This is a genomic window from Pseudomonas graminis (genome assembly GCF_013201545.1).
Lineage (GTDB): Bacteria > Pseudomonadota > Gammaproteobacteria > Pseudomonadales > Pseudomonadaceae > Aquipseudomonas.
Map to the genome: position 1 here is coordinate 5,172,479 of NZ_CP053746.1, position 14,825 is coordinate 5,187,303.

Annotated in this window: 11 protein-coding genes; 4 read left to right on the forward strand and 7 right to left on the reverse strand. The window is 61.8% G+C overall.

Annotation, left to right across the window (positions count from 1 at the left end):
• Positions 1-425 precede the first annotated feature (425 nt).
• Positions 426-1,757, reverse strand: a complete 1,332-nt coding sequence (locus FX982_RS22990) for an IS110 family transposase (protein ID WP_172612728.1) — start codon at positions 1,755-1,757, stop codon at positions 426-428.
• A gap of 463 nt (positions 1,758-2,220) precedes the next feature.
• Complete coding sequence (gene katG, locus FX982_RS22995) at positions 2,221-4,491, reverse strand: catalase/peroxidase HPI (protein WP_172612729.1); 2,271 nt, start codon at positions 4,489-4,491, stop codon at positions 2,221-2,223.
• A gap of 266 nt (positions 4,492-4,757) precedes the next feature.
• Between katG and FX982_RS23000 the strand changes: the two genes are divergently transcribed.
• The gene (locus tag FX982_RS23000; protein WP_172612730.1) at positions 4,758-5,219 is read left to right on the forward strand and encodes an Hsp20 family protein; all 462 of its coding nucleotides are present in this window, start codon (positions 4,758-4,760) and stop codon (positions 5,217-5,219) included.
• 32 nt (positions 5,220-5,251) lie between these two features.
• On the opposite strand, the gene FX982_RS23005 is transcribed toward FX982_RS23000, so the two are convergent.
• The 3 genes from FX982_RS23005 to FX982_RS23015 all read right to left on the reverse strand — a co-directional run bounded on the left by FX982_RS23005 (position 5,252) and on the right by FX982_RS23015 (position 8,275).
• A complete protein-coding gene (locus FX982_RS23005; protein ID WP_172612731.1) occupies positions 5,252-6,106 on the reverse strand; it encodes an amidohydrolase family protein in 855 nt (284 codons plus the stop codon).
• Positions 6,107-6,161: 55 nt separating this feature from the next.
• Positions 6,162-7,451 (reverse strand): MFS transporter, encoded by a 1,290-nt coding sequence (locus FX982_RS23010; protein WP_172612732.1) that lies wholly within the window; start codon positions 7,449-7,451, stop codon positions 6,162-6,164.
• A 92-nt stretch (positions 7,452-7,543) separates the two neighbouring features.
• Positions 7,544-8,275, reverse strand: coding sequence for a GntR family transcriptional regulator (locus FX982_RS23015; RefSeq protein WP_172612733.1), 732 nt, complete (start codon positions 8,273-8,275; stop codon positions 7,544-7,546).
• A gap of 941 nt (positions 8,276-9,216) precedes the next feature.
• Here FX982_RS23015 and FX982_RS23020 point away from each other — a divergent pair.
• Positions 9,217-9,651 (forward strand): GNAT family N-acetyltransferase, encoded by a 435-nt coding sequence (locus FX982_RS23020; protein ID WP_172612734.1) that lies wholly within the window; start codon positions 9,217-9,219, stop codon positions 9,649-9,651.
• A gap of 18 nt (positions 9,652-9,669) precedes the next feature.
• On the opposite strand, the gene FX982_RS23025 is transcribed toward FX982_RS23020, so the two are convergent.
• On the reverse strand, positions 9,670-10,557 hold the full coding sequence (locus FX982_RS23025; RefSeq protein WP_172612735.1) for a DMT family transporter: 888 nt from the start codon (positions 10,555-10,557) through the stop codon (positions 9,670-9,672).
• 531 nt (positions 10,558-11,088) lie between these two features.
• On the opposite strand from FX982_RS23025, the gene FX982_RS23030 reads away from it, so the two are divergent.
• Entirely contained in the window at positions 11,089-12,801 is a 1,713-nt protein-coding gene (locus FX982_RS23030) for an amidase (protein ID WP_172612736.1), read from the forward strand.
• 72 nt (positions 12,802-12,873) lie between these two features.
• Positions 12,874-13,713 carry a glutathione-dependent disulfide-bond oxidoreductase gene (yghU, locus tag FX982_RS23035; protein ID WP_122534464.1) on the forward strand — a complete coding sequence of 280 codons (840 nt, stop codon included), beginning with the start codon at positions 12,874-12,876 and terminating at the stop codon, positions 13,711-13,713.
• Between the two features lie 219 nt (positions 13,714-13,932).
• Here the strand turns inward: yghU and FX982_RS23040 are convergent, their stop codons facing one another.
• Complete coding sequence (locus FX982_RS23040; RefSeq protein WP_172612737.1) at positions 13,933-14,799, reverse strand: aldo/keto reductase family oxidoreductase; 867 nt, start codon at positions 14,797-14,799, stop codon at positions 13,933-13,935.
• Between the last annotated feature and the right edge of the window lie 26 nt (positions 14,800-14,825).

Sequence of the window (14,825 nt, forward strand, 5' to 3'; positions counted from 1 at the left end):
GTTCAGGGGTAGAGTTCGAGGCGTCTGGAAATGAATCGTTTGATGTGCTGCCAACACCCAGCAATGACCTGCCTGACTCATTGCCCATCAGGCAGCCTTCGTGAGCAAGCCCACCTCCCACCGGCAGGTGGTTCGGCTCGGGATTTTCAGCTGTCGCAGCACTTGTGGGAGTGAGCTTGCTCACGAAAAGGCCGGGGCATTCAGTCACTTTCTCGGGGACTGAAAGTCAGCCTTCGCGAGCAAGCTCGCTCCCACGGATCGTGGGCTGCCTCGATATTTCGGCCAGTTCGGAGGACCTGTGGGAGTGAGCTTGCTGACGAAGAGGCCGGGGCATTGAGCCACTTGCTCGGGGACTGAAAGTCAGCCTTCGCGAGCAAGCTCGCTCTCATCAAACAAAAAATAAGTCTCTGATTTCGTTACACAATTCAAGAAGCCTTTACCAAGTCCAGCCCCAGTTTCCGGGCCTTGCGCAGCAAGGCCCGGTACTGCTTTTCCTTGCTCCGTTCTTCAAACGCTTCGATCCCCTGCTCAACATAGGGCTGCCCCTTGGTCAGCATGGCGTAGATCAAGCGTGCAAGTTGGTGAGCCGTGGCCTTGATGGCGCAACTGGTATCCATCCGCGCCAGCCGAGCCCTGTGGCTGGCGCCGATAAAGCTTTTGTCATTTCGCGCGTTGGACGCCGCTTGCTTGAGTGCCTGGGCTGCGTTGTTGAGGGTTTTCTGACTTTTACCCGACAGTTGGCGACCACCCGAAATCCGTGTCGGTGGCGCCACACCTAGCCATGAGCAGAAATGCTCCATCGTAGGAAATCGGGACAAATCCGGGCCAATTTCGCCGGCAATGATCAGGGCCGTATCGACGCCTATGGTTGGTATGGCGGTGAGATCAACGCCCATGACGCGCCAAAGTGACTGATGTAGGGCCGCCTGATCTGCTGCGCAGCGGTGAGGGCTACGCAGGATTTTTCGTGAGGGTTGCGGGGCCTCCTCGCGCTCGGGCAATTGACTCAGCGCATCCGTAATAGCCTTGTCGCATGCCCCAATCTGCTGTTCAAAGAAGTCATAGCATTGCACTTCTTGTTCGAGCGCATGCAGGTGCTCTAAACGCCAATTACCGTGGAGGCTGCGGGCTACAGTCTCTTTGCTGGCCTTGATCCGCCGATCAATCAGGTCGGCCAGAACAGACGGATCGCGCTCGCCGGCAATGATTGCGCGAAGGATTTTCATACCGGTCACGCCCGAAATATCGCTGATCACGTTGGCGAGTTGGATGTTCATCTGGCTCAGCGCTTTCTGCATACGGTTCAAGGTTTGAGCTTGGTTACGAACTTTGCTGGCTCGTTGGCGAATGAGCGCCCGCATAGAACAAATCGCATCGTCAGGGCGAAATGCTCCGCGCAACAGGCCATGGCTCATCAGTTGCCATATCCACTGGCAATCGAGGACATCGGATTTACGGCCGGAAATCTGCCGCGTTGCGCGTGAGTTGACCAAATAGACCTTGAAGCCACGCGCATCAAGAAGCTCAAACAGTGGAATCCAGTAGACGCCAGTGGCTTCCATGGCCACGACCTCGATCTTCAGCGCTTCAAGCCAATCGGCCAGCTTGACGAGGTCGTCGGTGAAGGTGGAAAAGCTGCGTACCGGTTGCTCGTGGTCACGATCAACGGCGACCCAATGCTCACGGCTGCCGATGTCGATACCGGCACAATGGGGATGGACCAGCTCAAAACGCTGTCTGGATTGCTTGCGCGCCATGCTGTTTCCTCGCAGGATGATGGGCGCGCGGGGCACACGGTGGCGAAAGGGTTCACTCTCTCATACGTGGTCACGGCTAGCCGTGCCGACAAGGACTCTACGCCGATACCGTGCGGGCCACTCTCCCACGCGGGTGCTGTCACACCAATGTGAGTACCGGCCTCTGTCCCGCGCTCCTCAATCCTAGCAAAGCAAAAAGCGGCTGCCCCTGACGGGGCAGCCGCTCTGTGCTTTTCAAAGTGTCAGCGTCACAACAGGGATGAGTCGAGCACCCTGTTTGCTGCGCGACAGCGCGGCGCGTAGCGGCGGGACGGCTCCCACGGATCGTGGGTCGCCTGGATGTTTCTGCCAGGTCTCTTGATGTGCGGGACCGGGTGGGTGGCAGCTAGCCCCTGCGCAATAGACAACGCCTCCACAAGGGAGGCGTTGTCTATTGCAGCTTGAGGGCTAAGAGGCACGCGCCTCAGGCAAGATCAAAGCGGTCCAGCTCCATCACTTTGGTCCAGGCCGCAACGAAGTCCGCGACGAACTTCGCTTGCCCGTCCGCACTGGCATACACCTCAGACACCGCCCGCAACTGGGCGTGTGAACTGAACACCAGGTCGACCCGGGTGCCGGTCCATTTGACGGCGCCGGTGTTGCGGTCGCGGGCTTCGAACAACTGGTCGCCGCCCGACACCCCTTTCCATTCGACACCCATGTCCAACAGGTTTTTGAAGAAATCATTGCTCAGCGTGCCCGGCCTGTCGGTCAGGACGCCGTGCTGGCTGTGCCCGACATTGATGTTCAGGACCCGCAAGCCGCCAATCAGTACCGTCATCTGCGGCGCAGTCAGGTTCAGCAGTTGCGCCTTATCGACCAGCAGCTTCTCTGCCGAGACGCGGTAATGGCCCTTGAGATAATTACGGAAACCGTCAGCGATGGGCTCTAGGAAGCCGAACGACTCGACGTCGGTCTGCTCCTGGGAAGCGTCCATACGGCCCGGGGTGAATGGCACAGTGACGGAGTGACCGGCATTTTTCGCCGCCTGCTCGATACCCGCGCTGCCGCCGAGAACGATCAGATCAGCCAGCGAAATCTGCTTGCCGCCGGATTGGCCGCCGTTGAATTCATCGCGGACACGCTCCAGGGTTTGCAGCACCCCAGCCAGATTGGCCGGCTGGTTGACCGCCCAGTCTTTCTGCGGGGCCAGACGCAGACGGCCGCCATTGGCACCGCCGCGTTTGTCGGAACCACGGAAGGTGGACGCCGCCGCCCAGGCAGTGGAGACCAGTTGCGAAACCGACAGACCGGACGCGACGATTTTGTCCTTCAACGCAGCAATGTCGTTGTCGTCCACCAGCGGGTGGTTGACCTCGGGAATCGGGTCCTGCCAGAGCAGTTCTTCGCCTGGCATTTCCGGGCCGAGGTAACGGGCCAGCGGCCCCATGTCCCGGTGGGTCAACTTGAACCAGGCGCGGGCAAAAGCGTCGGCCAACTGGTCAGGGTTTTCCAGGAAGCGTCGGGAGACCTGCTCGTAGGCCGGGTCCACGCGCAGCGCCAGATCGGACGTCAGCATGCGCGGTTCCTGACGTTTGGCAGGGTCGAAGGCATGGGGGATCTTGCCCGCGCCAGCGCCATCTTTCGGTCTCCATTGATGGGCGCCAGCCGGGCTCTTGGTCAGTTCCCACTCGAAGCCAAACAGGTTTTCCAGGTACTCGTTGCTCCACTGGGTCGGCGTCGAGGTCCAGGTCACTTCAAGGCCGCTGGTAATGGCATCGCCGGCCTTGCCGGAGCCGAAGCTGCTGCGCCAGCCCAGTCCTTGCTCTTCCAGACCGGCCGCTTCCGGCTCAGGCCCGACGTTGTCAGCGGGACCGGCACCGTGGGTCTTGCCGAAAGCGTGGCCGCCGGCAATCAGGGCAACGGTTTCTTCATCGTTCATGGCCATGCGACCGAAGGTCTCGCGGATGTCACGCGCCGATGCCGCCGGGTCAGGCACACCTTCCGGCCCTTCCGGGTTCACGTAGATCAGGCCCATCTGCACGGCGGCCAGCGGGTTTTCGAGATTGCGCTCGCCATTGGCAGTGCGGGTCTGTTCTTCGCTGTGGTGCTCGGGTTCGGCAACCAGCGTGCCCTCGCCGGGCTGCTGCATGTCCTTGTGCGCGCCGTAGCGGTCTTCACCCCCCAACCAGGTGGTTTCGGCCCCCCAATACACAGCCTCGTCCGGTTCCCAGACATCGGCGCGTCCACCAGAGAAGCCAAACGTTTTAAAGCCCATGGATTCCAGCGCGACGTTGCCGGTCAGAACGATCAGGTCAGCCCAGGAAATCTTGCTGCCGTACTTTTGCTTCACCGGCCAGATCAGGCGGCGAGCCTTGTCGAGGTTGACGTTGTCAGGCCAGCTGTTGAGCGGTGCAAAACGCTGCTGCCCGGCCCCTGCGCCGCCACGGCCGTCAGCAGTGCGGTAGGTCCCGGCGCTGTGCCAGGCCATGCGAATGAACAGCGGACCGTAGTGACCGAAATCGGCCGGCCACCATTCCTGGGATTGAGTCATCACTTCCAGCAGGTCGCGTTTGACGGCTGCGAAATCGAGGCTCTTGAATTCTTTGGCGTAGTCGAAGCCCTCGCCCATCGGGTCAGTCAATGGCGAGTGCTGGTGCAGGATCTTGAGGTTCAGCTGGTTCGGCCACCAGTCACGGTTTGTGGTTCCGCCCCCGGCTGCGTGGTTGATCGGACATTTCGATTCGGTCGACATGGTCTACTCACCTTCTTGTTTGCTTTTTACTTTTTCGGCCATCAGCGAGACAGCCCAGGCTAGCACTCGCACAAGACTAGACGACTCAGGCCAGCCGTCTAATAGGCAAATGTTTGGGCGACGATAGAGTGGTTCTGTTGGCGGAGTATTTAACGGAGGTGCTTGTATTTTCTGGCGCTTGAGCTCAACTCTAACAACAGCATCAAGTGCAGAGCCGGCGTCGACCGGCGTCTTGATCACCGTGGCAATCTCCAGGAGATTCAGGCATGGCCACCACCGCTTCACTGGCCCCGTTGTTCCGGCAATCAGTGGGCTTTGATCGCTTCAACGATTTTTTTGAATCTGCCTTGCACAGCGAAATAAACGCCAGCGCCCCCCCTCACAACGTCGAACGATACGGCACCGATCATTACCGAATCGTGATCGCCACAGCCGGGCTTGCGGCCGCTGACCTCGACCTGACCCTGGAAAGAAACGTGCTCACCGTTTGCGGGGCTGAAGCCCACACCGATGGCGGCGTGACGTACCTGCATCAGGGCATCGCCCATGGGCCGTTCCGGCTGGTCTTCCATCTGGCCGATCACATCGAGGTGCAGGGCGCGACCTTCAAGAATGGTTTGCTGATTGTCTTCCTGCTGCGGGTCGAACCCCAGGGGGCCAAGGCCCGCAGGATCAGCATTCACAGCCCCGGGGACGATCCCGACCGGCCGCACATCAGCCGGCCTTGATCAACGGCGAGAAACGCGCGCCTGAAGCCGGATCAGGCCTCGGTCGGCGGGAAATCAAACAGCACCTGGGGTGCGTCGATGAGCAACGAGCGCATCAATGGCGCGGTGCAGCCCAGCGCCTGCAACTGCTCGACCACCGAGCCGTAGCTGACACTGCTTTCATGCTGGGTATGGGGCCAATCACTGCCCCAGACCAGCCGCTGCGGGCCGAACGTTTCCACCAGCAACGACAGCGCGTCACGGGCGAAATCGAGGTTTTCCTGAGCACTGCCTTCCAGACGGTAAATGCCCGAAACCTTCATCCACAGCTGTCCGCTCCGGCCCAGCTCCAACATCTGGAGAAAGCCGGGCTGTTCTAGGCCCAGCCGGGCGTCAGGCCGACCGAAGTGGTCGATCACGATCTTCACGCCGAACGGCATCAGACCGGCCAGCAATGCCGGCATGTCAGCGACCTGGCGGTGCACTTCTACATGCCAGTCGAGCGCCGCGATGTGGTCGAAAAACACCTGCCACTGCGGCTCGGAAAAGTCCGGCAGCGCCTTGCCCATCAGGTTCAGACGCACGCCGACGACGCCCAGCCGATCCATCTCCTCAAGGGCCGCCCGGCTGATGTCGCGCTCAACCACCACCACGCCGCGCAGTTGATCCGGCGCCTGCTGAAGGGCATCGAGCAAATAGCGGTTATCGGTCCCGAGGAAGCTCGGTTGCACCAGCACGCCATGAGTCAGGCCATGCCGATGAAGTTGATCCTGGTACATCGCCAGCGTGGCGTCGTAGTCCGGTGAATAGCGTCGTGCCGATGTCTGGTCCAGCTCCCTGCTGAAGACGTGTGCGTGGCCGTCGATGCCAAGGATCGACGGGGGGGAGACGGAAAAGAGGTCGGACATGGATCTCATCTATCAGAAGATGCGCGACGCAAAAGGCATCGCGCGGAAGGGGAAATCAGGCGCGGGCGGTTTCGCTGGGTGCGTCTGCGGCGGCGCTTGCAGTGGGGCCGGCTTCCAGGCTGCGACCGCGGGTTTCCGGCAGGCACAATGCGGCAATCACCGCGACGCCGTAGGCGATTCCGGCGTCGATGCCGATGGCGGAACCCAGCGACATCGATTCGCTCATGTGGCCCACCAGGAAAGGGAAGACCGAGGACAGCACACGGCCGAAGTTGTAGCAGAAGCCCACCCCTGCCCCGCGCACGTCAGCCGGATAGAGCTCGTTGAACAGCGCACCGAGGCTGGCCGGAATGCCGGCGGCAAAGAAGCCCAGCGGGAAACCGAGGAACAGCATTTGTGTGTTGGTCAGCGGCAGGAACACGTAGCACTGCACGGTGATGACGCAGCACAGGGCGAACAGCACGATGTTCAGTCGGCGGCCGATGCGGTCGATGAGAAAGCCGCTGGCAATACAGCCGCACCAGAAGGCGACGATGATCACCGCCAGGTAGCCGCCGGAGTTGAGCACCGACAGGTTGCGTTCGGTTTTCAGGAACGTCGGCAGCCAGGTCATCACCGCGTGGTAGCCGCCGTGGGCGCCGAGGCCGAGCAAGCCGCCGAGCAGCGTCACGCGGATCAGTTCCGGGCGGAAGATGCCGGCCAGTGATTTGAAAAAGCTCTGCGGGATGGCATTGTCTTTTTGCAGGCGCTGGAAGCTGTCGGGCTCCTCGACGTTGCGACGCACCCAGATGATCAGCAGCGACGGCAGCAGCCCGACCAGAAACATCACCCGCCAGGCCATGTCCTGGGGCACGAACGAATAGATCAAGGTAAACACGCCGACCGCCAGGCCCCAGCCCACCGCCCACGCGCTCTGCACGGTGCCCATGACCTTGCCACGGTATTTCGGGTTGATGGTCTCAGCCATCAGCACCGCGCCTGCCGCCCACTCGCCACCGATGCCGAAGCCCTGCAGCGCCTTGACGATCAGCAGCGAGCTGAAGCCGGTGACAAACGCCGACAGAAAGGTGAAAAACGAGAACCAGAGGATCATCCACTGCAGCGTGCGCACCCGGCCGTAGCGGTCGGACAGCGTGCCGCCGACCCATCCACCCAGCGCCGAGGTGATCAGCGTCACGCCACTGATCAGGCCGGCGTCACCCTTGGTCAACGCGAAGGCGGCGATCAGCGCCGGAATCGCCAGGCCGAACATCTGAACTTCGAGGGCGTCCAGCGACCATCCGCCGAAGCAGGCCCAGAAGGTTTTGCGCTCCCGAGGAGTGACTTGGCGATACCAATTGAACATGTTTTTGTCCTTATGAAGTGACGCGGCAGGTGGTGTAGAGCCCGTTCTGAGTGACAGGCTTGGGTGCAGAATTCGGGCTTCTCAGGCGGGGTTCAGCGGATGTCGACGCTGTAGCGGAAGTGGCTGGCATGGCCGCGCGAGCGGCGCCATTCCAGCGGCTCGCCGGCGTAATTGCGCGCCAGGCGCTCGATCACCACCACCGGGCTATTGACCGGCACTTGCAGCAGCCGCGCGTGGGTCTCGTTAATGGCTTCGGCAGTCAGGGTTTCTTCGGCGTAGGCCACGACCTGGCCGCATTGCTCTTCGTAGATCGGATAGAGCAGCGGGCCCTGGCGGCTGAGGTCGATTTCCAGCAGGGTCTGAAACTGCACCTGGGGCAACCAGATTTCTTCGGCGAGCACAGGCTGAGCGTCGAGCAGACGCAGGCGGATCAGGCGAATCACCGGCGCGTCCAGCGACAGACCGAGGGCGTGGGAAACGGCCGAGGGCGCGGTGACGGCTTCGATGGAGAGGATGCGGCTTTCCGGCACCTGGCGTTCGCCCGAGACGCTTTGAAAGCGGAAGAAGCGGAACAGCGAGGACTGGAACTGCGGCCGGCGAATGAAGGTGCCGCGGCCCTGTTGGCGTTCGAGGATGTTTTCGTTGACCAGCATGTCGATGGCTTTGCGCACGGTGCCAGTAGACAGGCAGTACTCACTGGAAAGCGCGGCTTCGGTGGGGATGGCTTCGCCCGGCCGCCAGCGGTTATGGGCAATCTGCTCGGCGAGCTGGTCTCGCAGGCGTTGATAGAGCGGCAAGCGGACATCGCTGGAGAGTCGGTTCATGGAGGCGCTTCGCTGTTGTAGTTATGTAGTCATCTATATGAATCTGCGCTGAGTATTGTCCCGTTACAAATAGGCGTCAAGAGTGAGGATTGGGGTTGGCGGATGAATGGCGTTTGAGGGTTTTGGATTTAACGTTTTTTTCAGGGGAACGCGGAAACGGCAGAGTAGTGTCTGCCGTCAGGTTGCGGGGGAGCGCGGGGGGATCAGGTCGGGGAGATTGTGGCGAGCGCACCGATCATGAGGGTCAGGGCGAGAAAGCCGAACAGGAAAATGGCGAGCTTGGCCATGGGTTTCTCCTACGCAAGTAAGTAGTACTGAGGATTCGGGCCGGATGATGGGGACCGGTGGGGCTTGATCGGTCTGCCGGGAGTGAGGTGATTTTGGGGGTTGCATCTGTTTCAGTACAGATTCAGGTATGGCTTATAAATACGGATCAGATGAGAGGTGCCAGATGGTTAGATCAAGAGCATCTGCCTAACGGCAGATCGTTTCTGCCTTCGGCGAGTTACTTGATAAAACCCAAGTAACCAAGGGCTTGTGCTCCTGGTTGGGCCCTTCCTCCGTCAGGGTTCCTTCACTCCGGTCTCGCTCCGTGGGCCCGCGCCGTCTGCGTTCAGCCTGCACCCAAGTCGCGATTTGTGTCGTCTGAACTATCTGCGTATGAAGATCAAAAGCGCTTTTAGAGCAGATCAAGAGCTTCCCGGCTAAAGCCAGTCCTACGGTAGGGGGTCTCCACCGCTTTCACTGATGCACCCGCTGCTGTTAGTGGGACCCGCTTCAGCCGGGAAGAGGCCGGCATGAGCGTCACAAGATGTCCGATCGTTCCCATGCTCCGCATGGGAATACATCCTGTGACGCTCCGCGTCACCCTGCGGCCGACATGACACCCCACCAATCGCGCTGCTACGCTCCCTGCCCTCTCTCCACTTCAGGCGCCAGCCATGCCCATCATCCGCCCCATGACCGTTGATGATTACGACGCCATCACCCAACTCATGCGTGACACGCCGGGTATTTCCTTGCGTGACGCGGACTCCCGCGAGTCCACTGAGCGGTATCTGCTGCGCAACCCTGGACTGAGTTTTGTGGCGGAGGACGGTTCACTCATCTGCGGGTGTGTGATGTCGGGCCATGATGGCCGGCGCGGGTATTTGCAGCATTTGCTGGTGCTGCCTGAGTATCGGCGGCAGGGAATCGGGAAGGCGCTGGTCGACCGCTGTCTGGTCAGTCTGGAGGCGGAAGGCATTCACAAATGCCATATCGACGTGCTCAAGACCAACCCGGCCGCAGCAACCTATTGGGCGAATCAGGGCTGGCAGTTGCGGGTTGATATCCACCGTTTTTCCTTCACCCGTCCGGGCAATGAAAACGCCTGACACTCAGATAGGTCCTGATCAGACCTGACTGACAGGCGCCACGGGTTGGCGTCTGGCGTATACCAGCAGACCGCTGAGGAAGATAAGCCCGATGCCGAACATCGACGCCGTGCCCGGGTAGTTGCCGAACAGCAGAATTCCGTAAGCGACCGCGAAGATGATCTGCAGATAGCCCAACGGCGCAAGGACGGACGAGGACGCGTAGCGATAAGACTTCGCCATCAGAAAGTGCGCGCACAAACCCAGACCGCCGAGCACGAGCAACAAGCCCAACTGCAGCCAATCGGGATCGGCCCAGTAGAACGGCACGATGGCGCTGAGAATCAGGGTGCAGAACACGCCGACGTAGAAGCTGCACACCGAGGGGCTGTCGGTCTCCCCCGCCAGTTGCGTCAGCATCTGATACAGCGCGAAGAACAGCGCAGTCGCGAGGGGAAACAGCATCCACAGTGAGAAGGCATCGCTGGCCGGGTTGATGATCACCAGCACGCCGATGAAGCCCAGCACCACCGACAGCCACTGCCAGCGATCGGCCTTGATGCCGAACATCAGAGGCGACAGGATCGTGACGAATGCCGGGGCAAGGAAAACCAGCGCCGTAGACTCGGCAATCGGCACGTGGGTCAGGCCGAACAGGAACGAGAGGCTGTCGGCGAGCAGGACCACCGCGCGCAGCAGGTGCAGCCAGGGCCGCCGGGTGTGGAAGACTTTCGCGCCGCCATTGCGCAGCAGCACAGTGGTCACCAGCGTCGAGTGGACGAGGTAGCGGGCCCACGCGACGAAGATCACCGGCAGGGAATAGATCAGCGTCTTGGAAATCGCATCATGACTGGCGAACATCAGCGCCACGCCCGCCATCAACCACATGCCGATGACTTGCCGGTGCGCGCCGTGATGGGGAGTCATTGCAAAACCTGCCACAGAAAAAATGATGCGCAGGAGTTAACCACAGAAGTCGTGCCAAGCGGCCAGCGCACTTTCCTGCGGCCAATAAAAAACCCGCCTGAGCGGGTTCTTTTCTATCAACACCATTCCAACATCCTGTCAGTAGCCGTCCCGGCAAATGGTGGATCATCCATGACCTTCGAAGCACATCCAGCGCCTCGGTTGATGGATCCAAGGTTGCGCTTGTGGCGCTTCGCTGTACAGGGCGACATTGCCCGACGACGTGTAAGCCTTTCGCCATAGCGCGTGTCCGGCGACCGTCGCACGTCCTGCGTGGGTAGGGTCATGAGCCCCGGCGCACGCCTCGCGACAAACACATGACGTAGGCATAATGTGCGTCACACGAATACGCCTGCCGACCTGAGCCGCGTTGCCCACCCACGCCTCAGTCGGCTCAAAACCAGTCCGGCCCTGCCGCGCAACGGGAAGCGATATGCCAATTCTTGTTCACACGCCCTGCTCTCTACTCTCCGGCCTACGGTCGTCGCAGTCATGATCGAAGTCACCGAAGTCTCCATCGCGCAGTTGCGCTCAGCCCTTGAAGCGGGCCAGACCACCGCCGTCGAACTGGTCCAGGCGTACCTCGCCAGAATCGACGCCTATGACGGCACCGACACCGCCACCGCCCTCAACGCCGTGGTCGTGCGCAATCCCCAGGCCTTGGAAGAAGCGCAGGCTTCCGATGACCGTCGTGCGCGAGGCGAAACCCTCGGCCCCCTCGACGGCATTCCTTACACCGCCAAAGATAGCTACCTGGTCAAAGGCCTTACGGCCGCGTCGGGCAGCCCGGCGTTTGCCGAACTGGTCGCCCACCGCGACGCCTTCACCATCGAGCGGCTGCGTGGCGCCGGCGCGATCTGTCTGGGCAAGACCAACATGCCGCCGATGGCCAATGGCGGCATGCAGCGCGGCGTGTACGGCCGCGCCGAAAGCCCCTACAACGCAGATTTCCTGACAGCGCCGTTTGCCTCTGGATCGTCCAACGGCGCCGGCACTGCAACAGCGGCGAGTTTCGCGGCGTTCGGGCTGGCTGAAGAAACCTGGTCGAGCGGCCGTGGCCCTGCGTCGAACAACGGTCTGTGCGCCTACACGCCGTCGCGCGGGGTGATTTCGGTGCGCGGCAACTGGCCGCTGACGCCGACCATGGACGTGGTCGTGCCCTTCGCCCGGACCATGGTCGACCTGCTCGAAGTGCTGGACGTGGTGGTCGCCGAAGACCCCGACACTCGCGGCGACCTGTGGCGCTTGCAGCCGTGGGTGCCCATTCCCGCCGTCGACTCCGTACGCCCGGCGTCCTACGCCGAGCTCGCCGCCAGCCCGCAAACACTGGCCGGTAAACGCTTTGGCGTGCCGCGGATGTACATCAATGCCGACCCTGGAGCGGGTACGTCCGAAGCGCCCGGCATTGGCGGCCCTACCGGCCAGCGCATCATCACCCGCGCTTCGGTGATCGACCTGTGGGAACAGGCGCGCCGGGCACTCGAAGCCCAGGGCGCTGAAGTCATCGAGGTGGATTTCCCGCTGGTGTCCAACTGCGAGGGCGATCGCCCCGGCGCGCCGACGGTGTACAACCGCGGCATCGTCTCCAAAGAGTTTCTGCACCACGAACTGTGGGACCTGACTGCCTGGGCCTTCGATGATTTCCTGCAGGCCAACGGCGACCCGAAACTGAACCGCCTGGCCGACGTCAACGGCCCGCTGATCTTCCCCCACGACCCCGGCACCCTGCCCAACCGCGAGGGCGATCTCGCCGCCGGCATGGACGAATACGTGAAGATGGCCCAGCGCGGCATCACGCCGTGGGACCGGATCGACACACTGGCGGACGGCTTGCGCGGACTGGAACACACACGCCGCATTGACCTCGAAGACTGGATGCAGCAGCTTGGGCTGGATGCGGTGCTGTTCCCGACCGTGGCCGACGTGGCCCCGGCCGATGCCGACGTCAACCCGGTGTCGGCGGACATCGCCTGGAGTAACGGCGTCTGGGTGGCCAACGGCAACCTCGCGATCCGCCACCTTGGCGTCCCCACTGTCACTGTGCCAATGGGCGTGATGGCCGACATTGGCATGCCCGTCGGCCTGACCTTCGCCGGCCGGGCGTACGACGATTCCGCCCTGCTGCGTTTCGCTTCAGCGTTCGAAGCCATCGGCAGCCGGCGCCAGATTCCGCCGCGCACGCCGCCGTTGTCTTCTGCTCGATAAACAGTGTTAAAGGGTCGAGGCCAGCGCGCCTCGATCCCTCCCGCTAAAACTGACCCTCAGGAGAAGTGTTCAATGAGCAAGGCACCTTACGTCCCGCCTACCGTGTGGAAACACGAAGCGCCCTCCGGCGGCCAGTTCGCCAGCATCAACCGCCCGACGGCCGGGCCGACCCACGAAAAGGTCCTGCCGGTCGGCAAGCATCCGCTGCAGCTTTATTCCCTGGCCACGCCCAACGGCGTCAAGGTGACGATTCTGCTTGAGGAGCTGCTTGCCCTCGGCCACAGCGGCGCCGAATACGACGCCTGGCTGATTCGCATTGGCGAGGGGGATCAGTTCGGCAGCGGCTTCGTCGACATCAACCCCAATTCCAAGATTCCCGCGCTGCTGGACCGCAGCGTTGAACCGGGCATTCGCGTGTTCGAATCCGGCTCGATCCTGCTGTACCTGGCGGAGAAGTTTGGCGAGTTGCTGCCCAAGGACCTGGCCGGCCGCACCGAAACCCTGAACTGGCTGTTCTGGCAGATGGGCGCTGCGCCCTATCTCGGCGGCGGCTTCGGGCACTTTTATGTGTACGCGCCGGAGAAGTTCGAATACGCGATCGACCGCTTCACCATGGAAGCCAAGCGTCAGCTCGACGTGCTGAATCGGCGCCTGAGCGAAAGCGCCTATCTGGCCGGCGACAGCTACACGATTGCGGACATCGCCGTGTGGTCGTGGTACGGGCAAGTGGTGCGCAACACCGTGTACGGCGCCGCCGAATTTCTCGCCGCCCACGAATACACCCACGTGCAACGCTGGGCCGAAACCATTGCACAACGGCCGGCGGTCATTCGGGGCATGCGCGTCAACCGCACCTGGGGCGATGAAGCCACGCAAGTGCCGGAACGGCATGATGCGTCGGACCTGGATTGAGGCAATCCCCGGCAGTCAGTGAGGCTCTCCAGTCTCACTGACACATCGCAGATCCCCTGTGGGACCGGCTTCAGCCGGGAAGGCGTCGGTCGTCATACCGCAAAATTGTTGGTGCTCACTCCGGCCTCTTCCCGGCTAAAGCCGGTCCCACTGAAAGCATGCATTCCTCCAGTGGCCCCCCATGCGCCAGACGTAGGGCCGGCGCATGCCGAGACAGCTTCAGGCGCCCTGCCCGTCGAGTTCGGCAAGCATGTCTTGCGGGATTACCAGATCGGCGGCAGCGAGGTTTTCGTGCAAGTGCGCCACCGACGAGGTGCCCGGGATCAACAGCAGGTTGGGCGCACGCTGCAGCAGCCACGCCAGCGCGACGCACATCGGCGAAGTTTCAAGGCGCTTGGCGACATCTGACAGGGTCTGCGACTGCAGAGGCGTAAATCCACCCAATGGAAAGAACGGCACGTAAGCGATTCCCTGTTTGCCAAGCTCGGCGATCAGCTGCTCGTCATCCCGGTGCGCCAGGTTGTAGTGGTTCTGCACGCAGACCACCTCGGCAATGCGCTGCGCTTCGGTGACCTGTTTTGCACTGACGTTACTCAGGCCCAGATGCTGAATCAGCCCCTGTCGCTGCAACTCGGCCAGCGCGCTGAACGGTTCGGCAATCGACGCTTCATCCGGTGAATGCCCGGTGCCCCACGCCCTGAAGTTCACCACGTGCAACGCATCCACGCCGAGATTGCGCAGGTTGTCGTGCACCGCGCTTACCAGTTCTGCCGGGCTGTTGGCGGGATTCCATGAAGCGTCGGAACCTCGGGACGCGCCGACCTTGGTGACAATCAGCAGCTCATCAGCGTACGGGTGCAGGGCTTCGCGGATCAGCCGATTGGTGACGTGAGGGCCATAGAAGTCGGCTGTGTCAATGTGGTTAACCCCGGAAGCGACCGCTTCGCGCAACACGGCAATCGCGGTCGCGGGATCTTTCGCCGGTCCGTATACGCCCGGTCCCGCCAGCTGCATGGCGCCGTAGCCCATGCGATTGACGGTGCGACCGCCGAATGAAAACTGTCCTGCCTTGCTGGCCTGGCTCATGGGTGACGCCTCTTGATCAAGTGTGT

Bases quoted from the DNA above. Each gene is read 5' to 3' on its own strand.
- FX982_RS23005 (WP_172612731.1), bottom strand. From the start codon at position 6,106: ATGTCCGACCTCTTTTCCGTCTCCCCCCCGTCGATCCTTGGCATCGAC.
- FX982_RS23025 (WP_172612735.1), bottom strand. From the start codon at position 10,557: ATGACTCCCCATCACGGCGCGCACCGGCAAGTCATCGGCATGTGGTTG.
- FX982_RS23020 (WP_172612734.1), top strand. From the start codon at position 9,217: ATGCCCATCATCCGCCCCATGACCGTTGATGATTACGACGCCATCACC.
- FX982_RS23040 (WP_172612737.1), bottom strand. From the start codon at position 14,799: ATGAGCCAGGCCAGCAAGGCAGGACAGTTTTCATTCGGCGGTCGCACC.
- yghU (WP_122534464.1), top strand. From the start codon at position 12,874: ATGAGCAAGGCACCTTACGTCCCGCCTACCGTGTGGAAACACGAAGCG.
- FX982_RS23015 (WP_172612733.1), bottom strand. From the start codon at position 8,275: ATGAACCGACTCTCCAGCGATGTCCGCTTGCCGCTCTATCAACGCCTG.
- FX982_RS23000 (WP_172612730.1), top strand. From the start codon at position 4,758: ATGGCCACCACCGCTTCACTGGCCCCGTTGTTCCGGCAATCAGTGGGC.
- katG (WP_172612729.1), bottom strand. From the start codon at position 4,491: ATGTCGACCGAATCGAAATGTCCGATCAACCACGCAGCCGGGGGCGGA.
- FX982_RS22990 (WP_172612728.1), bottom strand. From the start codon at position 1,757: ATGGCGCGCAAGCAATCCAGACAGCGTTTTGAGCTGGTCCATCCCCAT.
- FX982_RS23030 (WP_172612736.1), top strand. From the start codon at position 11,089: ATGATCGAAGTCACCGAAGTCTCCATCGCGCAGTTGCGCTCAGCCCTT.
- FX982_RS23010 (WP_172612732.1), bottom strand. From the start codon at position 7,451: ATGTTCAATTGGTATCGCCAAGTCACTCCTCGGGAGCGCAAAACCTTC.